This window comes from Bacillus sp. Nf3 (assembly GCF_003028545.1).
Classification (GTDB): domain Bacteria; phylum Bacillota; class Bacilli; order Bacillales; family Bacillaceae; genus Bacillus; species Bacillus safensis.
Window position 1 is genome coordinate 146,508 of sequence record NZ_PYUA01000003.1, and the last position, 26,755, is coordinate 173,262.

Here is a 26,755-nt window from a genome sequence, read left to right on the forward strand (position 1 = left end):
GAAAGGAACCTTGCGACGTGAGCAAGGTTCTTTTTGTATGATAAAATAAAAACTAGAGGAGGTGCTGACATGGATGTCAAACTAACTGGAAAAAAAGCATTGGTCGCTGCAAGCAGTCAAGGTATCGGAAAAGCGATTGCCTTTGCTCTAGCAAAAGAGGGAGCGGATGTAATGCTCTCGGGAAGACATGAACAAACGCTGAAAGAAACAGTCAACGAGCTGTCTCCATTTGCCAAAGGAAAGCTGACTTATCAAGTATGTGACGTATCTGACGCCAGTCAAATCAAGGCGCTTGTTCAAGCGGCGGCTGGCGATGAGCAGCGTCTAGACATTCTTGTGAACAATACAGGCGGGCCTAAAACAGGAACGCTTGACACCTTAACAGATGAAGATTGGATCGAATCATTTCAACTTCATTTACTCAGCTATATTCGGTTATTAAAAGAGGCATTACCGTATTTGAAAAAACGCGGTGCACGTGTGTTAAACATTGCGTCAATGTCAGTGAAAGAACCGATCCCAGGCTTGATGCTGTCGAATACATTTAGACCAGCTATAGCCGGCTGGACAAAAACAGCCGCTCAGGAGCTTGCAAAGGATGGTATTTTGATCAATACGTTAGCACCGGGAAAAATTGAAACAGACCGCGTCAAACAGCTGGAAAAGCACCGCGCACAAAGAGAGAATCGAACGGTTGAAGAAATCAAAGCACAGGCTGAACAAGCCATCCCGCTTGGCCGCTATGGACAGCCAGAGGAATTTGCAGCATATGCAGCTTTTCTTTTATCTGAAGCCAATACATATATGACAGGTCAAACACTGATCATTGATGGTGGCTTGACAAAGTCTCTTTAAGGAGGAACAAGTGATGGCACAAATCAAAACGGTTGGTTTTATAGGAATCGGTGTAATGGGGCGCAGTATGGCAGGACATTTAATGGATGCAGGCTATGAAGTTCTCGTTTATACAAGAACGAAAGCAAAAGCAGACGCATTGATTCAAAAAGGGGCGTCATGGAAGCCGGCAGTAAGGGACATTGCAGAAAGTGCAGATGCCGTCATCACAATGGTGGGATATCCATCGGATGTAGAAGAGATCTATTTAGGTGAAGATGGGCTTGTGGCACATGCCGCGCCTGGAACATATCTCATTGATATGACGACCTCGAAGCCTCAGCTTGCAAAAGAAATTGAGTTGAAAGCGAAGGAAAGAGGTGTATTTGCATTAGATGCACCTGTATCAGGCGGAGACATAGGCGCTCAAAATGGCACGCTGGCCATTATGATCGGCGGAGAAAGGTCTGCCTATGAAGCCTGCCTGCCGGTATTTGAGCAAATGGGTGAAAACATTCAATATCAAGGACCGGCAGGAAGCGGTCAGCATACAAAAATGTGTAACCAAATTGCCATTGCAGCGGGGATGGTCGGTGTCGCAGAGGCAATGGCTTATGCCGAAAAATCAGGGCTTGATCCAGAGCAGGTGCTCAAAAGCATCACAACAGGTGCAGCTGGCAGCTGGTCTTTGTCAAACCTTGCACCAAGAATGCTGAAAGGCGATTTCGCGCCAGGGTTTTATGTAAAGCATTTTATCAAGGATATGGGCATTGCACTTGAAGAAGCAGAGCTGATGGGGGAAGAAATGCCAGGGCTCTCACTTGCGAAGTCACTTTATGAAAAGCTGAGCGAACAGGGCGAAGAAAACAGCGGGACCCAAAGTATCTATAAATTATGGGTCAAATAAAAAACTGCCCCGCCTATGTGGAACAGTTTGCAGCGTGTAAACAAGCCCTCGCATTGCTGAAAAAGTAGACAAATTAAAAACCTGTCCCAAATAAGGACAGGTTTTTTTGATATTATTTTCCGATGAATTGCTGCGTCCAGTAGTTGCCAGATTTCACATAACCAACACCGATATGTGTATAGCTTTTGTTTAAAATGTTCGCTCTGTGGCCTTCACTGTTCATCCATGCTGTCACAACTTCTTGAGGAGATCTTTGACCTTGGGCAATGTTTTCACCTGCTGATTTGTAAGTGATACCGAATTGCTTCATTTGATCAAATGGAGATCCATAAGTTGGGCTTGTATGAGAGAAATAGTTTTTATCTTTCATATCTTGAGATTTTGCGCGAGCAGATTTGCTTAATTTAGAATCAACAGAAAGTGCCTTTAAGCCTTGCTTTGCACGCTCTTTATTTGTAAGCTCGACCACTTCTTTTTCAAATGCATTTAAGCTGCTGTCTACTTTTGATGCATTTGTGTCTTTTTGGTCAGCTTTTGTGTTGCTATTGCTGTTTGTGTTTTCTTTTGCTGGAGTGCTTGGTTTAGAAGCAGTTGGTTTTTTCACTGATTCTTGTTTTTGTTCTTGTTTTGCTTTGTTTACTTCTTTTACTACTTTTGTTCCAGTAACAGGTTGACCGCTTTTGATCAGCTTGTTTAATAGAGCTTCGATCTCTTTTTGATTTGACTTGCTTAGCTTGTTTACATCTGAAGAGATATGTAATTTTGCTGCTAATGTATGAAGATCAATGGCTTGATGCTGTACGTTTATCACTTGTTTCAGGTTAAGCTCCTTCGCATCAGCTGAATGTCCCCCAGTGAATGTGATGAGTGCAGCAGCTGTCAGCGCTGAAAAAAAGAATGATTTCTTCTTCATATTGTAACTCCTCCTAAAATCTTTGTTTTGTTTTCTCACAAAAAATCATACCATGGACTTTTTGTTATAAACGTACCAGCATCCTCCATTGACAATGCCAGTTTGTCATTTTTGTTAAAGTCATAGTAAGAGCCTCTTCATATCAAAGGATGGGGTATCCTTCCATTTAAAGAAAACGACATAAACATACCAATATTTTAAAGTGTTAGTATATTTTTTTGCAGATTAGGGATTGACAGCTTTTTTTCACTCGTTTCGCTGTAACAACTATTACAAAAGTGTTACAATAATGAGTGGTAATTGTAAAAGATTGAAAAGGATGAGAGGAGCTACATAAGTGGGAGAGAAACAGCATCAAGGTGCTGCCGAGCAGAAAAGAATCAAGCGCCGGAACGCCTGGAGGATTAATCTCTTTTTCTTCGCTGTATTTAGTTTATTTGCTGGACTTGTGATCAAGCTTGGTGTGCTGCAAATCGTCAATGGTGAAGATTATAAAAAGCAAGCCAACCGAACAGAGGTCAAAACGGCATCATACCCGTCTCCAAGAGGAAAAATGTATGACGCGAGAGGAAGAGTCGTCGTTGATAACGAAAGTGTACCTGCCATCGTTTATACATCAGAAAGCGGTGTGAAAGCGGAGGATAAGATTAAGGTAGCAAGAAAACTTGCGACTTATATAAAAATGGATACTGATTTTTTGAGAGAGCGTGACATTCGGGATTTTTGGCTGGCGAGCCATCCGAAAGAAGCGGATAAGCTCATTTCAAAAGCGGAGAAAAAGGATATCGATGCAAAGGATGTCTATCCGCTTCAAGTAGAGCGTGTCCCAAAGAAAGAAGTCAAAGCGATCGAAAAGGATGCGGAGGAAAAAGCTGTTGCAGCGATCTACCGTAGATTTACAGGCGGATATGCCTTTGAACCTCAAATCGTAAAGGCAATGGACCCAAACGAAGAGAAAAAAGGGGACGAAAAAGTTGCTTTACTCGATGAAACGAAAGAATCAAAACAGACTTCATCCGTGAGCTTGACATATGAAGAGATTTCACTTGTCTCAGAGCATCTTGATGAACTTCCTGGTGTGAACGTCATCAACGACTGGACAAGAAAATATCCGTATGAAAAGACCCTTTATAATGTACTTGGCGGTGTGACCACACCAGAGCAAGGAATTATTAAAGAACGTGAAGATTACTATATGGCAAGAGGCTACTCGCGAAATGACCGTGTAGGGAAGAGCTATTTAGAATATCAATATGAGGATTTTCTAAACCCTGAGAAAGCAACCGTTCAATATACACAGGTTGGCGGGAAGCTGCTCGATGAAATCAAGCGGACAGAAGGGCGAAGAGGACTTGATCTTGCGCTGACATTTGATATGGAGCTGCAAAAGGAAGTCGACAAAATCGTTGAATCAGAGCTTAGATCGGCCAGCGCGAGAAACTATATGATGGATCGTGCCTTTGTCGTCATGATGGATCCACACACAGGGGATGTTCTCGCCATGTCGGGCAAGAAAATGGACGGCAGAGACGTCACAGATTATGCGATCGGAACATTTACGACTCAGTATGAAATGGGCTCTGTTGTCAAAGGAGCCACAGTACTTGGCGGTTATCAAGACGGCATGTCACACAACCAAGCTTATATGGATACACCGCTCTATTTTGCAGGGAGTGGGGGGAAACCGAAGAGGTCCTACAAAGTTCTTGGATGGGTTAACGACATTCAGGCACTCCAAAAAAGTTCCAACGTCTACATGTTCCAAGTAGCGATGAGAATGGCGGGCATCACCTATCAAAAGGATGGTCCGTTACCTGCAAGGCCTGAGCACTTACAAAAAATGAGAAACTATTATGCGCAATTCGGTCTTGGTGTGAAAACAGGGATCGATCTGCCGCAGGAATCAAGCGGGATGCAGACGCATCCTAAGACGGTCGGCGGACTTTTGCTTGATGAAGCAATTGGTCAGTATGACACGTATACCCCGCTTCAAGTTGCGCAATATATGTCGACGATCGCCAACGGAGGCAGCCGTATTCAGCCAAGAGTAGTGAAAAGCGTACACCTTCCAACGAAGAAGGATGAAGTAGGCCCAGTCGTAAAAAAATATGAGCCGAAGGTGCTGAATACGATTAACAACTCGAAAGCGGATATTGACCGCGTAAAAACAGGACTGAAAATGGTCACATCAACAGGCGGAACTGCCGCTGGCCGGTTTGGTCAGCATGATGTCGCAGGAAAAACGGGTACAGCGCAAACCTTCTACTATGGCGCCAACCGCAGCTGGTGGGGGAATGCCACGTACAATTTAACCTTTGGAGGATATTATCCTTCTTCTAATCCAGAGGTGGCGTTTAGTGTCGTGACACCTTATGTTTCAGATAAAGATCCTGTCATTAAAAACATCCCAAGTAAAATTGTGGATAAGTACGTTGAATTACAAAAGAAATATGAAAAACAATAAACCGCAGGGAGCACAGCAGCAGAAAGTGCTCCCTTTTTGCTGAAAATATGGACGTTTCCCTCGATGACAGAAGGAAAATACGGGTTTTCTAGCGAATCTTTTTTATACATCAATCTAAGGACAACCCTAAAAAATGAAAAGGAGGGTCGGACGACGATGGAACAACAAATGAAAGATTCGAATCAATTGTATTCGAACATCGATTTACATGCCGTTCTTTCTTCTAATGGCCGCTTTCTCTACATTTCTTCCAACTGTAAGCAGCTTTTGCTCTATGAACAAAAGGATTTACTAGGGTGTTTTTTGAAAGACTTTGTTCATACCGAAGATCAATTTCTCGTCGAAAGTTATTTTTACAATCAGCACATGCTAGAGGTTTGCCACTTTAGACTGCTAAGAAGTGATCTGACAGCTGTATGGGTCGAAGCAAGCATTGATTTTGTTGCTTGTGATGGGTTAGACAACGAAGTAAGTAGAGAAATGATCCTGAAAATGAGGGTGCTGGATACTAAGCCCCAAAAAGCAGCATTTCAAGAAGCATCAAAAGTAGTAGAACAGTCGCTAGGCAGTCTGCCGGCTTTCCAAAATGTCAGTGAAGCTGAACAATTGATTGCCATGCTGCCAAATCCGTTATGTATTACGACTTTAGGGAAAATTGTGTATGCGAATGATGCGATGCTGCAATTAATGGGGGTAAGTGCAAGAGATGACATGATCGGCAAGTCCGCGTTTGATTTTATTGCTGAAGAGTACCATGATATTGTCAGAAGCCGCATAACAAGGCTGCAGCAAGGTCTTCCAGTCGGAATGATTGAACAGATATGGAAGCGTAAAGATGGGAGCAGTATTCATATTGAGGTAAAGTCATCACCGACGATTTATCAAAATCAACGGGCAGAGCTTTTGCTGCTCGTGGACATCTCATCCCGTAAAAAATTCCAAACTGTTCTTCAAAAAAGCCGGGAAAGGTATCAGCTGCTCATTCAAAACTCCATTGACACGATTGCAGTCATCCATGATCACAAATGGGTGTTTATGAATGAATCAGGTATTAAATTATTTGAAGCCGAGCATTACGATAAATTAATAGGAAAGGATATCTTTCATCAAATTCATTCCTGTGATCAGCAGAAGGTCAAAAAGAGCTTATCTCGTATTATTGAAAGAGCATCAGATTCCGAGATTGTCACGATGAGCTGTCATACGTTTAAGCATAAGCTGATTTATACAGAAATGGTATGTATCCCAACTACATTCTTTGGAGAAACAGCGGTTCAAATTATTTTAAGAGATATATCCGAACGTAAGCAGACAGAAGAGCTCATGCTCCGCTCAGAAAAATTATCGATCGCAGGTCAATTGGCGGCTGGCATTGCACATGAAATCAGAAATCCATTGACCGCCATCAAAGGCTTTTTACAGCTCATTAAACCGAAAACAAAGGATCGCGATCAATACTTCGAGATTGTTTTCTCTGAGCTGAGCCGAATAGAAATTATTTTGAGTGAATTGCTAATGCTGGCGAAACCGCAGCAAACGTCCTCAATGCAGACGCTTGATTTGAAAAAAATCATCAGCGAAGTCACGGCTTTGTTAGAAACACAAGCGAACTTAAATGGCATTTTAATGAACACAAGTGAGATAGAGGAAGGTCTCCTGATGAACGGGGATCAAAATCAGCTCAAGCAAGTGTTTATCAATTTAATCAAAAATGCCGTAGAATCCATGCCGGACGGAGGAAAGGTAGACATCACGGCCAAAGCAGAAAGTGATGGAATACTTGTCACCATTCGTGATGAAGGAGTCGGCATTCCAGAAGCGGTGATGAAACGGATTGGAGAGCCCTTTTTAACCACAAAGGAAAAAGGAACTGGACTTGGCCTTATGGTCACATTTAATATTTTAGAAAATCATAACGGGACGATCCGTGTGGATAGTCAGCCTGAAAAGGGCACCGTATTTCACATCACGTTTCCTGCAAAATAAAAACAACGGCAAGAGAGCCGTTGTTTCAATCTAGCGAATGAATGGAACGTTTTTCAAGTACAAATTGTTCTAGCCGGTCAAGTCCTTCTTTCAGCGTTTCAAGTGAATAAGCATAAGACAGGCGCACATACCCTTCGCCGAGTGGAGAGAAAGCAGAGCCTGGGACGACCGCAAGTCTTGTACTTTCTAACAGCTCCATGCAAAAATCAAAGGAACTCATCCCAAACGATTCAATGGATGGAAAAATATAAAAAGCGCCAGAAGGTTTAATCACCGGAAGCCCCATAGAAATGAGCCGATCATATACATAATCGAGTCTTTTCTTATATTGCTCTCTCATGATCAGTGCATCATCCACACCATTTGTCACAGCTTCAAGTGCCGCCTTTTGTGAGACAGCCGAGGCACAAGACACGTTATATTGATGTACTTTTAATACATGTTTAGCAATTGGAGCTGAAGCAAATAAAAAGCCAATTCTCCATCCAGTCATGCTATGAGATTTAGACAGTCCATTGATGACAATGGTCTGTTCTTTTAAGAAAGAGGCAATTGAATGATGCGGCCGGTCAAATGTCAGCTCACTGTAAATTTCATCGGATAAAATAAAGATGTCTTTTCCTTCAAGGAGCTGGGCAATTTCTTTCAATTCTTCTTCTGAAAGCGTGACACCAGTCGGGTTTGAAGGGTAAGGAAGAACCACACACTTTGTCTTTTCCGTTAATGCATCCTCAATCAGCTTGGCATTCAATTTAAAGCCGGCATTCGTTGTGTCAATATGTACGGGCATGGCACCACACATTCGAATGATCGGTTCATATCCGGGGTATACAGGTCCAGGTAAAATGACCTCGTCGCCTTCTGTTAAAATGGTTCGAAACGCAGCATCAATTGCTTGACTTGCACCTGTTGTCACAATGATTTCTGACTCTGCATCATAATCAAGATTCACTTTCTTCTTGATATAATGCGAAATCGCTTGTCTTAGCTCTAGGAAACCAGCATTGTGAGTGTATGAGGTGAAATTCTCGTCAATGGCTGCTTTGGCAGCTGTTTTGACATGATGCGGCGTATAAAAATCGGGCTGGCCTATCGTCAATGAAACGACATCCTCATATGACGATACGAGATTTGAAAATGTTCGAATGCCTGAAATTTCAATATCCTTTACTCTTGGATTCAGCAAATGCTCCATTTCTCATCACCTTAAAAATTTATGTTTTTATCCTATTTTACCATTCACTGCATAAATGTCACCTGCGAAAGGCACTGGATATCGTTATATGTAGTCTATTCTCCTATCCATCACCGCATGAGTGATATATTAAAGAAAGAGCAACATTTATTATAGCGTAACCTCAAGAGAAAATACAGGCTGTGATGAAGATGATTAGAAAACGGCAAAACTGCGTAAACTGAAAGAACGTGAGAATCATGGTCATGGGAATTGCTTTCATAGACATACGATCTCCTAAAGGAGGACGATAGATGGAACAATCAGCGAAGACATCGAAAATCGCGTTTCTATCCGTGCTGAGCAACACATTTGTTGTCATCTTAAAAATCATTGTGGGTCTCTTAACCGGATCTGTTGCGGTTTTATCAGAAGCCATTCATTCGTTTCTCGATTTAATGGCGTCGTTTATTGCATTTATTTCTGTTCGTATTTCAAGAAAGCCAGCAGATTCTAAACATCCTTATGGACATGGAAAAGTCGAAAATATTTCTGGAACGATTGAGACCCTGCTGATTTTCGTTGCTGGCATTTGGATTATATACGAATGTGTTCACAAATTAATGCATCCAGAGCCAGTTAAGCTACCCGTGCTTGGCATTGTGGTCATGCTGCTAGGCGCGCTCATCAATTTTGTTGTATCGAGGATTGTGAACAAAGAGGCTGAGCGAGTACATTCAGTCGCCATGAAATCAAATGCATTGCACCTTTTAACGGATGTGTATACGTCACTAGGGGTGGCATTCAGTTTATTGCTTGTAGCATTAACCGACTGGTATTTCCTAGATCCGATCATTGGAATGATTCTGGCCCTCTTTATTATGCGTGAAGCGTTTAAACTCATGAAGGAAGCCTTCCCGCCGCTTGTTGATGCTCGTTTAACACCAGAGGAAGAACAATCAATTGAAGCGATCATTCAAGGATTCAGTCAAGAATTCATTGAATATCATGACTTTCGAACAAGGCGGTCTGGTGCAGAGGAATATATTGATTTCCATTTGATTGTAGATGGAAAGACAACCATTGAAGATGTTCACCAATTATGTGATCGAATTGAAGAGAAGATTCAGCTCGAATTTACGCATGCGCAAATCTTTATTCATGTGGAACCTGAAAGTGAAAGAAGTTTACAAACGTAAAAAAGGCGATCAACCTATTCTCTGGTTGTATCGCCTTTTTTTACGCTTCATCTATGAAATGAAATCAATATCCATAAGCAGTATCGTAGTCTTCGTACCAAGAGATATAAGCTGTGTCATCGTTTGACAAACCATGCTTCATATCTAAATAATCAGCTTCGCAAATATCTTCAATTACAGTCATTTCGTTGTTCTTTAATAATACGACAGTTCCCATCATGAACACCTTTCTTTAAAAAATCCTTGACTATTGTACCATTTGAAGAATCATTGTCAACAGAAGAATGGAAACAAGACGAAAATATCACAAAATGTTAAAAAATCAGGAGGTAAAAGAACTAGAAGTGCCATGATTTTCACAAATTTTCAGTATTTATTCACATAAATCATTTAGATCAAACTGATCTAAAATGTATGTAAAAGTGTAAAGCTGCATTGATCTTGCTATATTCATAGGATATAATAACGAATGATTATAAGAAATTTATAGAAAACATACATAATAAAGGAGAAATAGGATGGAAACCAACATAACAGAACCACACATTCTAGAAAAGAAGCATCCTGAGTTAGCAGGCGTAGGCTATCGTTTTCTTGCACATCTTTTGGACGGTATCATTATTAGTGTACCATTTTCATTCATTGTATTTATTCTGGCAACACTCTTTTTTGTCTCAAGCCCTGAGGCGGCATTTTTAATGTATGATGATAGCTATTACTATTCTTCAACGGTGATTACGGATGAAGAATGGGCTGTCATTATGGGCTTTTTCTTTTTCTATGGCGTAACGATCTTAGTCGGTATCGCGGTGACTTGGCTGTATTATGCGATCATGGAATCATCAAAGCTGCAAGGAACTCTTGGCAAGATGGCTCTTGGAATTAAAGTGACAAAAGTAACGGGTGAAAAAATAACATTCGGGCGCGCGACAGGCCGCTTTTTTGCAAAAGGCTTTTTGTCTCCAATCTTATGTATTGGCTACATCATTGCGTTTTTCACAGAAAAAAAACAAGCACTTCACGATTTGATTGCAAGTACCATTGTTGTGAAGAGATAATGAAAAAAGCACCTCTGCTATACGGGGACTGACCCCATAAAGTGAGATAAATAAAAAACACCTTCAAGTTTGAAAACGGATCTTTGTAATCCGAAATAAAACGTGGAGGTGTTTTTTCTATGGGGACAAGGATCAGTTATCCGGTTGAAGTCAAACAGAAGGATGTAGCCATGAGATCGGCAGGCGTATCTATGAAAGAGGTCATGCAGGGATTGAATATGAAGAATAAGACGCAGGTTCAGACATGGGTGAGGTGGCATAAGGCTGGGGATACACACCGGTTCGAACAGTCTGTTGGAAAACAATATACCTATGGAAAGGATCCCGAGTACTCTTCCGAATTAGAGAGACTGCAGGCAGAAAATCGCTACCTGAGTCAACAGAATGAAGTTTTAAAAAAGTACAACGAATTGGAAAGGAAGTTGATAAGGAAACGTCAATCAAACTAGTAGAAAAATTGTGCAAAATGATAACAGTACAGGACATTTGTGTCCATTTAGACAACTCATGCGATTCGTACTATAGATGGAAAAAATCTGACAAAATCATTCTAAAAAACAAGTAGAGGAACAAATCGGCATGTTGTGCGAGAGCACAAGTATCGATATGGATAACTAAACAACCAATTACCGATCAACTCTCGGCAATTGGCTGTATAAAGGTGTTTTGATCCCTGTCTCAAAAACGGGGGGTCAGTCCCCCACTGGAGCCTACTTTTTTATTTATTGTTGCTTAACAGTAATTTTTAAGGTATTTTTACAGTATATGCTAAATCAACAAACATAATATTTACGCCTACATCAACTTTCTTATATTTGTTTTTAACTGCCCATGCAACAGCACCAGAAGTTCCAGCAGTAATAGCCGCAGCGGCTCCAGCACCCCATGGTCCAGCAGCAGCAATTCGACTTGTGTACCAACCGATATATCCGGCTGCAAATCCACCTGCTACTATGGCATTCATGCTTCTAACTTTCGGTCCTAATTTGAGGTGTAAACCTACAAAACCTAATGTCTGCATGTCACCTTTTTTCTCATTCTCTTCAAAGCTAAATTCTTCTGATTTCATTGAAGTCATTAGTAGACTGTCGTGTTCTGAAATTCCCATTTCCATAAGGGTTTCTTTATCAGCTGTAAAATGAATATTTCCATCCTTATCTAATTCGAAGTAATTAGATAGTTTCTCTGCTAATTCCAATTGTTTTTTATCTATACTGACTGGATGGGTCTCATTATTACCTTGACTGGCATAACTAATCGTTGGAGAAGAGAAACCAAATGTAATAGTAAGCACACATAACACTACTAGAAATTTTTTAAACATACGTACCACTCCTATTTGTTTTTGGGGTAACGCATACATGATATTTCCTTCTATTGGGGTGGAATACTTAGAGGTTAAGGAGAGTAATAAAATGTATTTATTCTTATTCACTTTGATTTACTGTGTAATCACACATATTTTTAATTTGTCCTATGAGATTTCTTTTGGGGTGTATTTTATTGGTCTAGGTTTGATCAAAGGACTTTCCAGTGGGGAAATTAAAGACATCTTTAATTTCAAAAAGACAAGGGATGTGTTCAAAGAAAACAGATTTATAGATTCTTTGATGGAATTGTTTTCTTTGGTAATAGTGTTTATTAATGTATACATAATTGATTATGAACCATTCTCTCCCTTTGAGTTTGTTTATACTTTTTTCTTGATTGTAGTTCTGTACAGGTTCCTATTTTGGGGGATCATAAGAGAGTCCAAAAAATGGTTGCATAAAGAGTCATAAGAGACATGGACTTATAAAAATCACTCACTTTCTTTGATATATTCCCATGCTACCATTTATTTCTTTTTAATTGGTAATATAATGGAAAATTTATTTTTCAGTTGCGGTGTCCGCAATATAGGTTCTTTTAAATGATTCCTAAAATTTGATGGCGAGATACCGTCGAAAATTCAAAAGTGATTGCGAGATGCTGAAAAATTTCAAAAATTTGGAATGAGTATGGATTTTTTATATTGTAAATTATGCTAGTATTTAACATAAAAAGAGATGTTGAAAGGGGAGAGTTCTTGTATGAAATTTAATGTCTTACTGCTTTCAATCGTTTGTGCTAGTTTATTAATCGTTAGTGGGTCTTCTTTTGTCACCCAGCAAGATTCAAATGTGTCAGTTGCTTCAAGAAAGGCTACATGATGATAAGTCTTATTCGATTAGGTACATGAAAAATGGCAGACCTTTTTGGGTCTGTCTTTTTGTTAAATTGAAATGATACAAATGCGCTTTTACTCTAAGGATAAGAACATAAAATAAAAAGAAACAGGTCTCTAGCTGGGACTGACCCCATAAAGTGAGATAAATAAAAAACACCTTCAAGTTTGAAAACGGATCGTTGTAATCCGAAATAAAACGTAAAGGTGTTTTTTCTCTGGGGACAAGAATCAGTTATCCGGTTGAAGTCAAACAGAAGGCTGTAGTCATGAGATTGGAAGGCGTATCTATGAAAGAGATCATGCAGGAATTGAATATCAAGAATAAGACGCAGGTTCAGACATGGGTGAGGTGGCATAAGGCTGGGGATACACACCGGTTCGAACATTCTGTTGGAAAACAATATACCTATGGAAAGGGTTCCGAGTACTCTTCCGAATTAGAGAGACTGCAGGCAGAAAATCGCTATCTGAGTCAACAGAATGAAGTTTTAAAAAAGTACAACGAATTGTAACAACATTCGTATTCAAACGAAACTAAACCACCAATCCAATCACCGATCAACTCTCGGCAATTGGCTGTATAAAGGTGTTTTGATCCATGTCTCAAAAACGAGGGTCAGTCCCGTGTTTTTTTTCATAGATCGCTTGTATGGAAGAGGGAAACAGCACATAAAATAGAATGATAGTGAAAAATGAGGCAGGGAAGGGAGACAATCGATTGAGAACAGGAAAAAAGACCGCACAGAAAAAAGGGGCAGGCTTCGGGCTGTTTTTGGCAGCACCTGTGTTAGCCTGGGCGTTGTATGATTTTGCAAATACGATCTTTTCATCAAATATGATCACCATTTTCTTCCCGTTTTACTTGCAGGAAACGATCGGGGACAGTGCGAGAATGGACCAGATCGCAAGTACCTTTATTTCTTATGCAAACGCATTAGCCAGCTTTTTCCTCGTCATTTTTACACCTTTATACGGAGTGCTGATTGATCGTACAGGAAAAAAGAAACGCTACATTACGGTGTTTACGTTCATATGTATTGCTTGTACGGTGTTGATGGGGATTTTTGCTGGGATTGATTTCTCAAGTGAATGGTTTGGGCTGCCTGTTTCTTTATTGGTTGTGGTTACCTTGTTTGTGGTCGCAAAGTTTTTCTATCATTCTAGTCTTGTTTTCTATGACACCATTTTGCCCGATCTTGGGACGAAGGATGAAATCCCGCTTATTTCTGGATTTGGTATCGCCGTTGGCTATTTAGGAACACTTGTGGGCCTCTCTGTTTATTTACTTGTCGGCAATGACCAGTTTCATGAAGCATTTATCCCAACAGCCCTTTTATTCCTTCTCTTTTTTCTACCCTTTCTCTTTTTTGTAAAAGATCCTCATCCGCTGCCTCAGCAAGAGAAAAAGACATCTTTTTTCAGCGGGTATAAAGAGATTATTCACACGTTTAAAGAGATGAAAAGGTACAAGCCAGCTTTTATCTTTATGATCGCTTTCTTTTTTATGAATGATGCCTTACAAACAGCAATTGCGATGATGGCTGTTTATGCCAAAATCATTATTGGCTTTACAGCTGGGCAATTTATTTTGCTCTATCTTGTGTCGACCATTTCAAGTATCATTGGCTCTTTTCTGTTTGGATACATCACAAAAGCGATAGGGGCAAAGCGATCGATTACAGTCGTGTATGTCATTTTAATTGCTGCATTGATTCTGGCTGTGACAGCAACAACCGAATGGGTTTTCTGGATAGCGGGCAGTTTATTCGGTATTTCATTTGGCGCAAGCTGGGGAGCATCACGAATCTTGATTATTGAGCTGACACCGAAGGAAAAGCGAGGACAGTTTTTTGGTCTCTTTGCATTCTCAGGGAAGGTGTCTTCCATTATCGGGCCCATCATTTATGGCTCAGTTACCCTGCTGTTTGCAGAGCACGGAAACCTCGCAAGCCGCCTTGCACTAGGGTCTTTACTCATCCTTGCAGCGATAGGACTTGTGATTCATCAATTCGTTCGAGAGAAAGCGTAAAGAAACGTCAACTTTTTACCTATGCTGCCGATATAAAAAGTACAATCTTATATTGAAGAATAGAGGGATTTCCGTGGCTTTAAACAAACAAGAAATTTTACTTGACTCTGGTACCAATGAATTGGAAATTGTGAAGTTTGAAATTGGTGCAAATCAATTCGGCATTAACGTCATGAAAGTAAGAGAAATCATTCAGCCGGTTGAGGTGACGGTTGTACCGCACTCTCACCAAGATGTAGAAGGGATGATTAGTTTACGAGGCGAGATTTTACCAGTCATCAATCTATTTTCCTTTTTTAATGTCGAGTCAGATCAGTCGGAACAAGAGAAATATATTGTGACTGAATTCAACCAACGGAAATTTGTGTTCCATACAGGAACAGTATCACAAATTCACCGCGTCAGCTGGGAAGAGATTGAAAAGCCGACTGCACTGAATCAAGGGTTGGACCGTCATTTAACGGGCATCATTAAGCTTGATGAAAAAATGATTTTCCTTCCAGATTACGAAAAAATCATTTATGATATTGAATCCGCTTCAGGTGTTGATACGTATCATATGTTTGACGGTGAGAAAGACGAGAGAAGAACAGGGAAGAAGCTGTATGTCGTTGAAGATTCTCCGCTTCTCATGCGTTTATTAACAAATGAACTAACCGAAGCAGGCTATAAAAACATTGTGACCTTTGAAGATGGCAAACAGGCATATGATCATGTCATGGATCTTGTCAGCAAAGGAATCAGTGTGACAGAAGAAATTGATATGATTATTACGGATATTGAAATGCCTAAAATGGATGGCCATCGGCTAACAAAACTGCTGAAGGACAATCCTTTAACAAATTCCATTCCGATTCTTATTTTCTCTTCGTTAATCACTGAAGATTTGCGTCATAAAGGGGAAACGATCGGTGCAGATGATCAAATCAGTAAACCAGAAATTCATCAGCTGATTGAAAAAGTCGATCATTTTATTATTTAAACAAAAAACCACTCGGCATGAGTGGTTTTTTCTGTTTAAAAATAACTTTCCCCGAGTCGTTTGAAGACGGGCTTTGTGTAATGTGATTTTTGTTTTGTGGCGGCAGGTTTTTCTTTTAAACCGACATACGTTTGAAGTATTTGCTTTGCTCGGTTTAATGACATATTCGCTTTCGGGTTGCGATATGATTGATTTAAATTTCCTAAGTGTGGCAAAAATTCGAAGTCTTCTTTCGTTGGTGGCAGGTGAAAATAATAATCTCCAATTTCAATCAGCACGTCGGACTGTTGTTGACTATACTTGGGATTGTTAGAGAAATGTAGGCCCACTTTTCTTCCTTTACCTTCTTGCAATAGTTTTTGCAGCGCGCGTTTTTTCAAAAGATAAAGAAACTTGGGGTTTGGTGCGGTTTTAGCATGGCGGTTAACAGTATAAATGGCTTTTGCGATGTTTTCTGCTGTAGGTTCTATGTCTTTAGTATGAGCATAATCGTCCATTTTTTCTCTCCTTTGTCTTTCGTCTTCCTGTGCTTAGTATAAATTATACGTTTTTATTAGTAAATTGCAAATAGAGATATTGTAAAAAGAAAACCTTTGGTATAAAGGGATTATGGAGGGTTAAAAATTTTGTGTGTTCGAATCCCCCCAATCTCCCCCAAAAAACTTCAACTGATTCTATATCTGTTGATTATATAGTATGTATATAAGTTATTAATGAAAGGAGGTAATATCATGACATTCAAAAAAGCGTTCAATATAGGTTATCTTGTGTTGCTTTTATCTTTTGTTGTCGTATATTTCTTGCTTCCAGCCGATCAATTATTTACAGCAATTATGATCCTCACCGTACTATTCGGAGTATATCAATTTGTGATTTTTAAGAAACTAAAAGAACAAAAACAGCAATAAAAAACGCCCTAGTCTGCATTAGTCGAGGGCGATTGAAATGTAGCCATTCTCATCGTTTGTATTTACAAAAGCCATTTAAGACGCCTTCTGCATTATTTTTCTTCTATCCGTTTTATCTGAAGAGAATCCAGCTGTTTTAATTTTCTATATGCTAAAGGTGTCGTATTTTTTATTCTTTTAAACAAATTGATAAAATAACTTGTGCTGTTGAAGCCTACTTGGTAAGCGATTTCTGTGATATTGAAATCCGTTTCTTGGAGCAGGATGAGGCTTTGCTGAATTCTATATTCATTTACATAATGCATGGGTGATTTCTTTAAAATGTCTTTGAAGGATCTGCAGCATTCTGAGCGGCTTAACTGTCCTGCACGAGCAATATCTTCGAGAAGGATCTTTTCATAATAATGCTGGTGAATCCAATTCAGCATATGTTTCATCCGTTCATTTTTATCGTGTTTACGCGCATCATGTTTCATTTGGAAGCCATTTTGTAATAAGCTTTTCCAAATGGTGATAAGCTGAATATTGAGTTCAAGTTCATAATATACCGGAGTTTTATCAATTAATTGTTGAATGGTTTGAATGCATTGATAGATCTGCTTTGGCCAGTGATCTTTTCGGTTGAATAAAATATAAGGTGTCTGGTTCGCATGCATATAAGGGTGGACAAATGTTGTGAATAATTCATTTGCTGTGATGAAATAGGGAGAAACATTTAAACAAACATAAGTACATGCCGTCCCATTCGCATCTTTTGCCATGTGCAGGCAGCCACTATTGATGAAAATGCCATCTCCTTGCTTTAAACATAATGTCTCTTCATTGATATGAAATTCAGCTTCACCCTCTAAAATAAAGACAAATTGAAACTCGTCATGCCAGTGAAGAGGGATATAGCCGCTTCTATGATGACGAATTTTCGTATGATAAATAGCAATAGGCCATGTTGTCGTAGAATGCTCCGTTAATTCTTTCAGGTTGTAGTCAATCAGAAAATGATGATTGTGCATAATTCTCCTCAATATTCTTTTATTTTTATGTCCAATTGATATATCAATATGTAACAAAGTGAACTACTATCAACTATATTATCATGATTTGTTGAGAATTGAGGAGAATGAAAATGAATAGGAGAAAGGGAATTTTACTTGTACTCATAGGCGCTATCTGCTGGGGAGTAGGAGGAACAATTTCACAAAAATTGTTTCAGCAATATGGGATTGATGTCAATTGGCTTGTGACGGTTCGGCTGCTCATTTCAGGAGGATTGCTTTTATTTGTTCATGTGATGACAAAAGAAAAAACACATCTGTTCGGTGTGTGGCAAAAGAAGAGGACAGCGATGCAAGTCCTTCTATTTGGGCTAATGGGTATGCTGGCTGTTCAATATACTTATATGGCATCCATTCAACATGGAAATGCTGCTGTGGCAACGCTGCTGCAGTATACAGCCCCTGTCATGATTATCATGTATTTGGTCATTCGCAGGCAATCAACCTTCACTAGAAGAGATTTGGTCACAGTGGTATTGGCTTTAGCGGGTATGTTTTTCTTATTGACGAATGGTTCTATTTCAACATTAACCGTTCCATTTGTGGCAGTGATTTGGGGAATACTATCGGCTGTGGCGCTCTCGTTTTATACGTTATATCCGATCAGCCTGTTAAAACAATTCGACTCTCTAGTGGTTGTAGGCTGGGCGATGCTTATAGGAGGAGGCGCCCTTAGCTTGATCCATCCTCCATGGAAGGTCAATCTCACTCATTTACCTTTTGAAGCGTATGTCTATTTATTGTTTGTGGTCATATTTGGAACGATGATCGCTTTTTGGTTTTACATAGAAAGTTTGCAATACTTATCACCAAAAGAGTCGAGCTTAATTGGAAGTGTTGAGCCCCTTGCAGCAGTCGTCACGACTGTTTTCTGGTTAAAAGAGCCATTCGGACTTTTCCAATGGATAGGGACAGCTTGTATTGTCTATATGATTTTATTCTTGGCATTGTATCAGCCGAAAAATGAGTGGGATGGGTGATGAACAATAGAAGGAATGATAAGAAGAATTGACTGAATGAAATATAAACAAAGTGAACTATTAGTTCGTGATAACTACCTATTTATCAAAATGGGTAGTTTCTCAAGATGAATTATTTTGTATGAATAGAATAAGCGCAATAAAAACAACCATTAAAGTCGGTTTCATTCGTCATTTGTTTGGCTTCATCAATGGCGCCTTTACCATCCATGTGCAGGCCAATCAACGTACGGCTTGCAGCATCACCTAAAAATGCACAATCTTCTGTATGTACAACAAACTGCCCCTGTTCATTTTTAGTATGAATAAAATAGTAACTTTTTAGCATTTCTTTCACCTCCAACCTGACTATCCTACTATAAAACGTTTAAAGATGTAAAGGGATTTTATTGTGAAAAACAAGAAAAAATGGATCAATAATGCAAGGTATATGTGATAAAAGAAAAGCAGTTTCTATCAACAGAGGAAATGACATAAAGGACGTTTCAGCCATGAAAAAAGGACTTTCCTGAAAAGAAAGTCCTTTTGCTATTTACTTATTGAACTCCCTGCCCCTTTAGTTCACGCTGCACGTCTAAGTCGTCAGCTTCTCTGCTGAACTTTGGCAGTGTAATGAAGTAAAAAAGGAAGACAAGTAAAATAATAAAGCCCATTCCGTAATAAATATAAGAAACATTTGTGATGAGTTTTGGAAATAATACCGCAATCAGGCCTAATGTCAACGATTGAGCAAACATAGTGAGCGGATCAACCCATCCTGACACACGGCCCATCAGTCGAGGATGGACGATTCTAGGCAGCCAGCCTCCAATGACAATGTTGACTGGGCCAATGCATGTACCAATGACAAATGACGTGACGTAAAACAACCATAAGGTATGGGTAGAACCAAGGACAAAAATCAAAATACCTGCGACCAAAATTGGAATCGACATGAGATATTGCATCTTTACCTTTTTAGCGAGGACAGAACCCATTAAGCTTCCAACGAGCAAGCCTGCACCGATCGCAATGGTAAAGAAGGATGTATGCAGTTCAAAATGGTCTGGTGAAAGTCCATATTTCATTGTAAACATCGGAAGAACGGCAAATGCGCCATTGACTAGACCGAAAACAAAAAAGCCAAAAATTAAAGAAGCCAATAATTTATTTTTTAAAATATACAGTATGCCTTCTTTAAAATCTTTCAGAGACGTTTTGATGGTCATACCTCTCCAGCCAGCTTGTCCATTTGGCTGACGCGCTTCAATTGGAATGTTACATGAACGAATCAGGATGCCTGAAATAATAAAGCTGACCAAATCAATTGTAATGGCACCGTGAAGTCCAATCGTCTTATACATAATGGCACCGAGCCCAACGCCAAATACCATAAATAAACTAAACAGCATTTGATTTAAGCCAGCGGCTTTTGCATATTGATCTTTATTTAAAATCGCCTGAACGAGAGAAGCTTCAGCTGGATAGAAGAACTTCGTAATGGCACTTCGAATAAACAAGATCAAGAAAATAAGTGGCAGTGAATTAAAATAAATAACGATGAATAATACAATCGTCAGCCCAGCTCGTATCCAATCACAGTTCTCTGCGACTTTTTTACGATCAAAACGGTCTGCGACCACACCGACCATAAAAAAGACAAAGACGGTAGGAAGAGAATACATAAGTTCAGCCAATGTGGCGTATGCGGGCTGATGACTAAAATGGTCGAGCAAATAAAAGGCAAACGCCATATTGCCTACTGTTGTCCCCATTTGCGAAGCAAGTGCCGCAAAAAAGAGACGAACAAAATTTCTGTTTTTAAAAATATCCATAAATACGCTCCTTAACCTGAAGATCCCACTTTATATCATATAAAATTTTAACCATTCGTACAATTGATTTCATCTACTGGCTAATGGTCACAGGTGTTCCGTTTGGAACGAGTGAAGCAAGCTCGATGACATTCTGATTATACATGCGAATGCATCCTCTAGAAACAGCTTTACCAATTGAAGACGGGTTATTCGTACCGTGAATGCCGTAATGAATTTTTGAGAGGCTCAGCCAATAAGCGCCAAAGGGACCTCCTGGGTTTGGCTGTCTGTTGACAATATAATAAGAACCTGTCGGTGTCATATTTAAAATTTTCCCTGTTGCAATCGGATACGAACGAATAAGCTGTGATCCAGAAAACAAAACGAGACGTTTCGTTGAAATCGAAACAAAGATGCGGTATGGGATCGTATTAGGATCTGGCAAACCAGGTATGATGATGACCTCATTTTGTTCGGGCTCGCGAGCTTGAAGTGACGGATTTGCAGCCTTTAAGGCATCTGTTGTTGTTCGAAAATCAAGCGCTATAGAAGCAAGAGTTTCTCCTCTTTTCACTGTATATCGCAGCACCAAAGTACACTCCTTTTACTCAAATAAAAGAAGCCATGATGCCGTCACTTGACATACTATATGGACGGAATCAGGCCCAGTAAGGTTTCTCCTAACATTTGTCATGAGAAAGAACTTTGATTATACATATGCAGGAGAGGGCGGTTTGGCTTCTATTTATACACGAGATGTAAAGGTAAAAAAGGTTAACTCTGGCTTGGCTAAAAACCGAAGCGGGAGCCGCGTTGTTCCAAGTCCACGGTTGACATAGATGCGTTGCTGATCGCTTTCGTATAAACCTTCTACATATTTACGGCCGTAAGGTGCTGTGAGAATTGGTCCATAGAAAGGCAGCTGCACTTGACCGCCATGCGTATGCCCGGAAAGCTGCAAGTTAATAGGTGTTGTTTTCAGCTCTAATGCTGCATCAGGCTCATGGACGAGCAGCAACGTAAATAAATCAGATGATACTTCCCGTTTGATCAGATCGTAATCAGGCACGCTCATCATAAGATCATCCAGTGCAGCAATCTGAATATGTGCATGATCTTTTTCTAATAGAAACACATCATTTTTACATAATGTAAATCCACAAGCCTCCATTGTTTTCTCATAAAGCTCCACGCCAAATGGTCCGTAGTCATGATTTCCGTAGATGGCGAGTTTACCGAACGGAGCATGAAGCTTATTCAAATAAGCCTTCGCTTTTTCATGCTCTTGGGTGGATGCTTGAAAATCAACGAGATCACCTGTGAACACAATAAGGTCTGGAGATGCAGCATTGATTTTCTGAACGATGGCTTCTAGGTCCTTCGCAGGAAATGTATCACTCAAATGAACGTCACTAAATTGGGCTATTTTAAACTGGTCAAATGAAGCTGGAAGCTGAGCATCTTGAATCGTCAGTGACACCGTATCGATCATGCGCGGCTCAATATACCTGGCATATCCATATCCACAACTTGTAGCCAAAAAACCGAGAATACTCGCACCAGCTGCTCCTTTTAAAAATTGTCTGCGGGAAAGCTGCTTCATATAAGACTCCTTTATAAATAAAATTAAGTATAGCATCATATTTGGATAATCTCCCATATGGTGCACCGAGGGTCAATCATGATATGATAGACAATAATGAATGAATAGTCATTCAAATCATGCAGAGGGGGAGAACAAATGACGAAGCAAACAGTGATTGTCACAGGGGGATCAAGCGGTATGGGGAAGGCAATGGCTGCCCATTTGGCAGCTGGAGGCTGGAATGTCGTGATTACTGGTAGAACGGAAGAGACGCTGGAAAAGACGGCAAAAGAAATGAAGCAGAAGGGCGGAGCAGTCGCTTACTTCCAAATGGATGTGAGAAACCCAGAGGATGCTGACCAAATGGTCAAGTTTGCGGTGGATACATTTGGTGATGTCGATGCCCTCATTAACAACGCAGCAGGAAATTTTTTAGTGCCAGCAGAAAAGCTGTCTCCTAACGGCTGGAAAGCTGTGATTGATATTGTGTTAAATGGTACATTCTTTTGCAGCCATGCAGTGGGCAATTACTGGATTCGGCAAAAGAAAAGGGGAAGTATCCTTAACATGGTGGCCACCTATGCATGGGGTGCTGGTGTAGGCGTGGCGCATTCGGCGGCAGCAAAGGCCGGCGTGTTGTCCCTGACTCGAACGCTTGCTGTTGAATGGGGGAAGCAATATCGAATTCGCGTCAATGCCATCGCACCAGGCCCAATTGAGAGAACAGGCGGTGCAGATAAACTATGGGAATCTGAAGAAGCAGCGCAAAGAACATTAGATAGCGTTCCTCTTGGCAGACTGGGCACACCTGAGGAAATTGCAGCGCTTGCTAGCTTTTTATTATCGGAACATGCGTCTTATATAAATGGAGATTGTATTACGATGGATGGGGGACAATGGCTCAACCAATCACCATTTTGATTGACGATGTAAGACCTGCTTTTGATGTGGTATAATCACACAAAGAGAGAAGCAGGTGATGAAAATGGTCGATCCATTGGATATTTTAACGAATATTGAAGATGTTTTCCCGCACTATCAAGCAATATTCAGTGCGGAAGAGCAAAAAGTGATAGGCTATGAGATTCTAGGAAGAATGAAGCTTGAGTCAGAAACGGTCAGCCTAGGCTCCTTCTTTACGGATTCATCTATTCCTGACGAATATAAAATGGAAGTAGATCACAAAGTATTGACTCAAGCACTTGATCTTTTCACAACAGCAGATGACGATTTGCTCATTTTTATTAATCATGATGCCAATATCCTCATGCTAGATCACGGGGAAAGCTTTTTAGAACTCTTAAAGGAATATGAAGCAAGGGGCATTCAGCTTAACCGGTTTGTTATTGAGTTTGCAGAGCATACGTTTAGCGGCGACATTGAACAGCTATACCATACGTTAACGTATTATCGTACATATGGGATTAAAATCGCCGTTTCAAATATAGGAAAAGAAAGCAGTAATCTGGACCGGATTGCCTTGCTTTCACCTGATTTATTAAAAATAGATTTACAGGCATTAAAGGCATCGGCTCCATCTCCTTCCTATGAATATGTCTTGTACAGCATTTCATTGCTTGCAAGAAAAATAGGAGCTGCTCTAATTTATGAAGACATTGAAGCAAATTTCCAGCTTCAGTATGCTTGGAGAAATGGCGGGAGATATTTTCAAGGGTTCTATCTTCATGAGCCTTCAGGAGAATTAATCGATCGAAGCCATCGAAAAGATCAGCTTAGAGAAGAATTCCAGCAATTTATTGCCCATGAGAAAAAGAAGCTGCAAGCTGTCTACGAACATTCTGAAACATTTTATAAACGAATTCATCAAGCTGTTACGACTTTAAAGAAATCGTGCAGCACAAATGATGAGCTCATTCAAAAACTGGCACTTGAACTAACAGATTGCAGTTTTCGGATTTATATGTGTAATGAAGAAGGCTTTCAAATCACTGGAAATGTGTTCAAAAAAGAAGAAGAATGGTTGTTTCAGCCGGAGTATATAGAAAAAAATTGGAGCTGGCGTCCTTATTTCCTAGCAAATATTCTTCAAATGAGAATTAGCGGAAAAGGATTTTTCAGCGATATTTATAGTGATTTAGAAACAGGTGAGAGGATACGTACGTTTTCTTATCCTTTAGAGGGAGATATGTATCTGTTTATAGACCTTCCGTATGCCTATTTATATGAGCAAGATGGATTAATTTGAAGACGCGGCGTGAAGACTAATCCTCGCATTCTTTGTCAGTCCTGCGTGGCAGTGCTCACGAATGTACAATTCGCTCGGTACACGCCCTTCCTAGACTTCAAAGGTTTTCTATCACACTGAAATATAAACAAAAGGAATTTTAGCCTTTTGTCATCAATCTGAGCAGCCACGTAGGCTGCTTTTTTTGATAGAAAAAAGAAAATTAAAAAATGGTTGACAATGAAACTGATAATCATTATCATTTAGTTATAGAGAGAAGCTACTCTCTGTTCCCCAACCCCTCTATCAGATCAAGATCCAAAAAACTTGGCGCTACCCCCGCCAAGTTTTTTTTGTGCTTCAATCTTTCCCTTCATGCATAGGACAGCCCAAACCCTCCATACATCTTAAGTGATGATAGTTAGACAGTAGGAGGGAAACATCATGATCAAACGTGACACGCGGCTGCTCATTGATTTGCCAAGACCAGATCACCCAGATGCAAATGGTGCCGCTGCTGTGCAAGAATTACTCGGCGGAAAATTCGGTGAAATGTCCACATTAAATAATTATATGTTTCAATCCTTTAACTTTAGAGGAAAACGAAAACTCAAACCGTTTTATGATCTCGTATCCAGTATTACGGCTGAAGAATTCGGTCATGTTGAGCTTGTGACCACAGCCATCAATCTCATGATTACAGGAACCACACATGGCGGGGACCCAGATACGACGCCGATGAAGGCAGCTGTCGATAAACGAAATACACAGCATTTCATTCAAACAGCCCAAACAGGCTATCCGTTTGATTCAATGGCAAAACCTTGGACAGGAGAGAATGTGTTCTCAAGCGGCAACCTGATTCTTGATCTTCTCCATAATTTCTTTCTTGAATGCGGGGCTCGTACGCACAAAATGCGCGTATATGAAATGACGGACCACCCTACAGCAAGAGAGATGATCGGTTATTTACTTGTCAGGGGTGGCGTGCATGTTGTGGCATATGCAAAGGCACTTGAAGTTGCTACAGGAGTAGATGTAGGGAAGATGCTCCCAATCCCAAATCTCGATAACAAATACTTTGATTCAGCGAGGAAATTTGAAGATCAGAATGTTCATACAAAGCTGTATACATTTAGTGATACGGACTACAAGGATATCAATAAAATTTGGAAAGGGAGCCACCCGATTGATGGAAAGCCGCTGACAGTCATTGAGGGCACCCCGCAAGGTGCACCTGTGCCAGATTATAGAGAACTACCGGAAGAGTTTGCTCCAGGCATTTCAAAAGAGGATTTTGATGAAATTGCGAAACGGCTGATGAGATCTGCTGGTTTATAAAAATCATGGTGCATGAGATTAGAAAAAAGACTCAAACTAAAAAAACAGATTCTTTTTCTTTTTTTGAATTCAAGAGGAAAAATATCATCTGAGAACACTTTATGGTATGATGCTTTGTAGGACTTGTGTATAATCAATACGGGTTCATCTTGAGTTGTTTTTTTGAAAGGAGTCTTTTTTTAGAATGTCACAATTAATGGGTATCATTACAAGGCTGCAAAGTCTTCAAGAGACAGCAGAAGCTGCAAACGAGCCGGCACAGCGTTATTTCGAAGTGAACGGTGAGAAAATCTGTAGTGTTAAGTATTTCGAAAAGAATCAAACGTTTGAATTGACTGTTTTTCAACAAGGGGATAAGCCAAACACTTACCCATTTGACAACATTGATATGATTTCGATTGAGATTTTTGAGCTTCTACAATCCTAAGCTGAATCGTATGAAATGTTTTTTCTGAGGATTCCTTCGTTTATTGCGGCAGCATACATGGATCATCATAGATGATATGTACAAATGGAAGATGATCAATCAGCGCATTTTTCGGATAAGAGACCATTAAAAAGGAGTTCCTTTCTGTGAGTGATTCTTTTTTCTACAATCTTTCTGAAGATCGTTTAGCGTTTTCTGATGTCGTCATGAGAATGAAAGACTTTATTCGAAAAGACCCTAGGTCCGCCTATGTGTTATCAATTGGTACGGACTCTCAGGTCAATCAAAATGTCACAACATTTATGACTGCAATTCATCTCCACCGGATTGGCAAAGGAGCTTGGGGCTGCCTCACACAACAAGTGATTGAAAGACCCGTGCAAAGTCTTAGAGAAAAAATTTCATTAGAGACAGCGTTTAGCCAAAAGGTATGTGCAGACATCCTTGAGGGGCCTTTAACAGAACTGATGGATTTGCTTCTTCCGTTTGCTGAGGAAGGGGCAGACCTTCGTTTTGAAGCCCATCTAGATATTGGCAAAAAAGGAAGTACAAAAGAGCTGATCCAGGAAATGACCGGAATGATCACAGCTATGGGAATTGAAGCGAAAATAAAACCCGACTCATATGCAGCATTTTGCTATGCCAATCGATACACAAAATAAATTCCGTCATTTTTCTCCAAACCTTGTCGAAACGTGCGGTTGACGATTCGATTCTAGTTCCTTA

At 40.1% G+C, this 26,755-nt stretch carries 25 protein-coding genes and 2 pseudogenes; 17 read left to right on the plus strand and 10 right to left on the minus strand.

Features of this window, described 5'->3' with window-relative positions:
* Positions 1 to 69 precede the first annotated feature (69 nt).
* Positions 70 to 855 carry an SDR family oxidoreductase gene (locus tag C9414_RS10210; protein WP_047203063.1) on the plus strand — a complete coding sequence of 262 codons (786 nt, stop codon included), beginning with the start codon at positions 70 to 72 and terminating at the stop codon, positions 853 to 855.
* A 13-nt stretch (positions 856 to 868) separates the two neighbouring features.
* Entirely contained in the window at positions 869 to 1,741 is an 873-nt protein-coding gene (locus C9414_RS10215) for an NAD(P)-dependent oxidoreductase (RefSeq protein WP_047203064.1), read from the plus strand.
* A 112-nt stretch (positions 1,742 to 1,853) separates the two neighbouring features.
* On the opposite strand, the gene C9414_RS10220 is transcribed toward C9414_RS10215, so the two are convergent.
* The gene (locus C9414_RS10220) at positions 1,854 to 2,654 is read right to left on the minus strand and encodes a CAP domain-containing protein (protein ID WP_107163571.1); all 801 of its coding nucleotides are present in this window, start codon (positions 2,652 to 2,654) and stop codon (positions 1,854 to 1,856) included.
* A 337-nt stretch (positions 2,655 to 2,991) separates the two neighbouring features.
* On the opposite strand from C9414_RS10220, the gene C9414_RS10225 reads away from it, so the two are divergent.
* Entirely contained in the window at positions 2,992 to 5,118 is a 2,127-nt protein-coding gene (locus C9414_RS10225) for a peptidoglycan D,D-transpeptidase FtsI family protein (protein WP_107163572.1), read from the plus strand.
* 156 nt (positions 5,119 to 5,274) lie between these two features.
* Positions 5,275 to 7,104 (plus strand): PAS domain-containing sensor histidine kinase, encoded by a 1,830-nt coding sequence (locus C9414_RS10230; RefSeq protein ID WP_107163573.1) that lies wholly within the window; start codon positions 5,275 to 5,277, stop codon positions 7,102 to 7,104.
* Positions 7,105 to 7,129: 25 nt separating this feature from the next.
* Here C9414_RS10230 and C9414_RS10235 read toward each other — a convergent pair whose 3' ends face one another.
* A complete protein-coding gene (locus C9414_RS10235) occupies positions 7,130 to 8,299 on the minus strand; it encodes an aminotransferase A (protein ID WP_047203068.1) in 1,170 nt (389 codons plus the stop codon).
* A gap of 293 nt (positions 8,300 to 8,592) precedes the next feature.
* Between C9414_RS10235 and C9414_RS10240 the strand changes: the two genes are divergently transcribed.
* The gene (locus C9414_RS10240) at positions 8,593 to 9,477 is read left to right on the plus strand and encodes a cation diffusion facilitator family transporter (RefSeq protein ID WP_047203069.1); all 885 of its coding nucleotides are present in this window, start codon (positions 8,593 to 8,595) and stop codon (positions 9,475 to 9,477) included.
* A 64-nt stretch (positions 9,478 to 9,541) separates the two neighbouring features.
* Here C9414_RS10240 and C9414_RS20225 read toward each other — a convergent pair whose 3' ends face one another.
* Positions 9,542 to 9,694, minus strand: a complete 153-nt coding sequence (locus tag C9414_RS20225; protein ID WP_180272403.1) for a hypothetical protein — start codon at positions 9,692 to 9,694, stop codon at positions 9,542 to 9,544.
* 301 nt (positions 9,695 to 9,995) lie between these two features.
* On the opposite strand from C9414_RS20225, the gene C9414_RS10245 reads away from it, so the two are divergent.
* Entirely contained in the window at positions 9,996 to 10,535 is a 540-nt protein-coding gene (locus C9414_RS10245) for an RDD family protein (RefSeq protein WP_047203070.1), read from the plus strand.
* 119 nt (positions 10,536 to 10,654) lie between these two features.
* Positions 10,655 to 11,146: pseudogene (locus tag C9414_RS10250) on the plus strand (IS3 family transposase); the annotation flags it as partial.
* Positions 11,147 to 11,280: 134 nt separating this feature from the next.
* Here the strand turns inward: C9414_RS10250 and C9414_RS10255 are convergent.
* Positions 11,281 to 11,859: a hypothetical protein gene (locus C9414_RS10255; RefSeq protein WP_142398057.1), complete on the minus strand. Its 579-nt coding sequence runs from the start codon at positions 11,857 to 11,859 to the stop codon at positions 11,281 to 11,283.
* Positions 11,860 to 12,959: 1,100 nt separating this feature from the next.
* On the opposite strand from C9414_RS10255, the pseudogene C9414_RS20525 reads away from it, so the two are divergent.
* From C9414_RS20525 to C9414_RS10275, 3 genes and pseudogenes are all read left to right on the plus strand, one after another.
* Positions 12,960 to 13,253 (plus strand): annotated as a pseudogene (locus C9414_RS20525) (IS3 family transposase); the annotation flags it as partial.
* Between the two features lie 209 nt (positions 13,254 to 13,462).
* Positions 13,463 to 14,773, plus strand: coding sequence for an MFS transporter (locus C9414_RS10270; protein ID WP_107163778.1), 1,311 nt, complete (start codon positions 13,463 to 13,465; stop codon positions 14,771 to 14,773).
* Between the two features lie 73 nt (positions 14,774 to 14,846).
* Positions 14,847 to 15,755 (plus strand): chemotaxis protein, encoded by a 909-nt coding sequence (locus tag C9414_RS10275; RefSeq protein ID WP_107163576.1) that lies wholly within the window; start codon positions 14,847 to 14,849, stop codon positions 15,753 to 15,755.
* A 35-nt stretch (positions 15,756 to 15,790) separates the two neighbouring features.
* On the opposite strand, the gene C9414_RS10280 is transcribed toward C9414_RS10275, so the two are convergent.
* Positions 15,791 to 16,252 (minus strand): YkyB family protein, encoded by a 462-nt coding sequence (locus C9414_RS10280; RefSeq protein ID WP_008356877.1) that lies wholly within the window; start codon positions 16,250 to 16,252, stop codon positions 15,791 to 15,793.
* 234 nt (positions 16,253 to 16,486) lie between these two features.
* Between C9414_RS10280 and C9414_RS20230 the strand changes: the two genes are divergently transcribed.
* Positions 16,487 to 16,663 carry a hypothetical protein gene (locus C9414_RS20230; RefSeq protein WP_180272404.1) on the plus strand — a complete coding sequence of 59 codons (177 nt, stop codon included), beginning with the start codon at positions 16,487 to 16,489 and terminating at the stop codon, positions 16,661 to 16,663.
* A 92-nt stretch (positions 16,664 to 16,755) separates the two neighbouring features.
* On the opposite strand, the gene C9414_RS10285 is transcribed toward C9414_RS20230, so the two are convergent.
* Positions 16,756 to 17,673 carry an AraC family transcriptional regulator gene (locus tag C9414_RS10285; protein ID WP_107163577.1) on the minus strand — a complete coding sequence of 306 codons (918 nt, stop codon included), beginning with the start codon at positions 17,671 to 17,673 and terminating at the stop codon, positions 16,756 to 16,758.
* Positions 17,674 to 17,786: 113 nt separating this feature from the next.
* On the opposite strand from C9414_RS10285, the gene C9414_RS10290 reads away from it, so the two are divergent.
* Positions 17,787 to 18,695, plus strand: a complete 909-nt coding sequence (locus C9414_RS10290; RefSeq protein ID WP_107163578.1) for a DMT family transporter — start codon at positions 17,787 to 17,789, stop codon at positions 18,693 to 18,695.
* Between the two features lie 112 nt (positions 18,696 to 18,807).
* Here the strand turns inward: C9414_RS10290 and C9414_RS10295 are convergent, their stop codons facing one another.
* The 4 genes from C9414_RS10295 to C9414_RS10310 form a co-directional block, all read right to left on the minus strand.
* Entirely contained in the window at positions 18,808 to 19,023 is a 216-nt protein-coding gene (locus C9414_RS10295) for a hypothetical protein (RefSeq protein ID WP_047203675.1), read from the minus strand.
* 208 nt (positions 19,024 to 19,231) lie between these two features.
* A complete protein-coding gene (locus tag C9414_RS10300) occupies positions 19,232 to 20,509 on the minus strand; it encodes an MFS transporter (protein ID WP_047203676.1) in 1,278 nt (425 codons plus the stop codon).
* Positions 20,510 to 20,582: 73 nt separating this feature from the next.
* On the minus strand, positions 20,583 to 21,080 hold the full coding sequence (locus C9414_RS10305; protein ID WP_039178139.1) for a L,D-transpeptidase family protein: 498 nt from the start codon (positions 21,078 to 21,080) through the stop codon (positions 20,583 to 20,585).
* A gap of 156 nt (positions 21,081 to 21,236) precedes the next feature.
* On the minus strand, positions 21,237 to 22,094 hold the full coding sequence (locus tag C9414_RS10310) for a metallophosphoesterase (protein WP_106025226.1): 858 nt from the start codon (positions 22,092 to 22,094) through the stop codon (positions 21,237 to 21,239).
* A 138-nt stretch (positions 22,095 to 22,232) separates the two neighbouring features.
* Between C9414_RS10310 and fadH the strand changes: the two genes are divergently transcribed.
* The 5 genes from fadH (at position 22,233) to C9414_RS10340 (ending at position 26,691) form a co-directional block, all read left to right on the plus strand.
* Positions 22,233 to 22,997, plus strand: coding sequence for a 2,4-dienoyl-CoA reductase (fadH, locus tag C9414_RS10315; protein WP_047203678.1), 765 nt, complete (start codon positions 22,233 to 22,235; stop codon positions 22,995 to 22,997).
* 64 nt (positions 22,998 to 23,061) lie between these two features.
* On the plus strand, positions 23,062 to 24,282 hold the full coding sequence (locus C9414_RS10320) for an EAL domain-containing protein (RefSeq protein ID WP_107163779.1): 1,221 nt from the start codon (positions 23,062 to 23,064) through the stop codon (positions 24,280 to 24,282).
* A 423-nt stretch (positions 24,283 to 24,705) separates the two neighbouring features.
* The gene (locus C9414_RS10330) at positions 24,706 to 25,602 is read left to right on the plus strand and encodes a manganese catalase family protein (RefSeq protein ID WP_041084994.1); all 897 of its coding nucleotides are present in this window, start codon (positions 24,706 to 24,708) and stop codon (positions 25,600 to 25,602) included.
* A gap of 184 nt (positions 25,603 to 25,786) precedes the next feature.
* Positions 25,787 to 26,029, plus strand: a complete 243-nt coding sequence (locus tag C9414_RS10335; protein WP_107163579.1) for a YkuJ family protein — start codon at positions 25,787 to 25,789, stop codon at positions 26,027 to 26,029.
* Between the two features lie 146 nt (positions 26,030 to 26,175).
* Positions 26,176 to 26,691, plus strand: coding sequence for a ribonuclease H-like YkuK family protein (locus C9414_RS10340; RefSeq protein WP_039178147.1), 516 nt, complete (start codon positions 26,176 to 26,178; stop codon positions 26,689 to 26,691).
* The last annotated feature ends 64 nt before the right edge of the window (positions 26,692 to 26,755 follow it).

Bases quoted from the DNA above. Each gene is read 5' to 3' on its own strand.
- C9414_RS10335 (WP_107163579.1), top strand. From the start codon at position 25,787: ATGTCACAATTAATGGGTATCATTACAAGGCTGCAAAGTCTTCAAGAG.
- C9414_RS20225 (WP_180272403.1), bottom strand. From the start codon at position 9,694: ATGGGAACTGTCGTATTATTAAAGAACAACGAAATGACTGTAATTGAA.
- C9414_RS10220 (WP_107163571.1), bottom strand. From the start codon at position 2,654: ATGAAGAAGAAATCATTCTTTTTTTCAGCGCTGACAGCTGCTGCACTC.
- C9414_RS10230 (WP_107163573.1), top strand. From the start codon at position 5,275: ATGGAACAACAAATGAAAGATTCGAATCAATTGTATTCGAACATCGAT.
- C9414_RS10290 (WP_107163578.1), top strand. From the start codon at position 17,787: ATGAATAGGAGAAAGGGAATTTTACTTGTACTCATAGGCGCTATCTGC.
- C9414_RS10235 (WP_047203068.1), bottom strand. From the start codon at position 8,299: ATGGAGCATTTGCTGAATCCAAGAGTAAAGGATATTGAAATTTCAGGC.
- C9414_RS10295 (WP_047203675.1), bottom strand. From the start codon at position 19,023: ATGCTAAAAAGTTACTATTTTATTCATACTAAAAATGAACAGGGGCAG.
- C9414_RS10240 (WP_047203069.1), top strand. From the start codon at position 8,593: ATGGAACAATCAGCGAAGACATCGAAAATCGCGTTTCTATCCGTGCTG.
- C9414_RS10280 (WP_008356877.1), bottom strand. From the start codon at position 16,252: ATGGACGATTATGCTCATACTAAAGACATAGAACCTACAGCAGAAAAC.
- C9414_RS20230 (WP_180272404.1), top strand. From the start codon at position 16,487: ATGACATTCAAAAAAGCGTTCAATATAGGTTATCTTGTGTTGCTTTTA.
- C9414_RS10255 (WP_142398057.1), bottom strand. From the start codon at position 11,859: ATGTTTAAAAAATTTCTAGTAGTGTTATGTGTGCTTACTATTACATTT.
- C9414_RS10210 (WP_047203063.1), top strand. From the start codon at position 70: ATGGATGTCAAACTAACTGGAAAAAAAGCATTGGTCGCTGCAAGCAGT.
- C9414_RS10330 (WP_041084994.1), top strand. From the start codon at position 24,706: ATGATCAAACGTGACACGCGGCTGCTCATTGATTTGCCAAGACCAGAT.
- C9414_RS10215 (WP_047203064.1), top strand. From the start codon at position 869: ATGGCACAAATCAAAACGGTTGGTTTTATAGGAATCGGTGTAATGGGG.
- fadH (WP_047203678.1), top strand. From the start codon at position 22,233: ATGACGAAGCAAACAGTGATTGTCACAGGGGGATCAAGCGGTATGGGG.
- C9414_RS10320 (WP_107163779.1), top strand. From the start codon at position 23,062: ATGGTCGATCCATTGGATATTTTAACGAATATTGAAGATGTTTTCCCG.
- C9414_RS10300 (WP_047203676.1), bottom strand. From the start codon at position 20,509: ATGGATATTTTTAAAAACAGAAATTTTGTTCGTCTCTTTTTTGCGGCA.
- C9414_RS10245 (WP_047203070.1), top strand. From the start codon at position 9,996: ATGGAAACCAACATAACAGAACCACACATTCTAGAAAAGAAGCATCCT.
- C9414_RS10310 (WP_106025226.1), bottom strand. From the start codon at position 22,094: ATGAAGCAGCTTTCCCGCAGACAATTTTTAAAAGGAGCAGCTGGTGCG.
- C9414_RS10285 (WP_107163577.1), bottom strand. From the start codon at position 17,673: ATGCACAATCATCATTTTCTGATTGACTACAACCTGAAAGAATTAACG.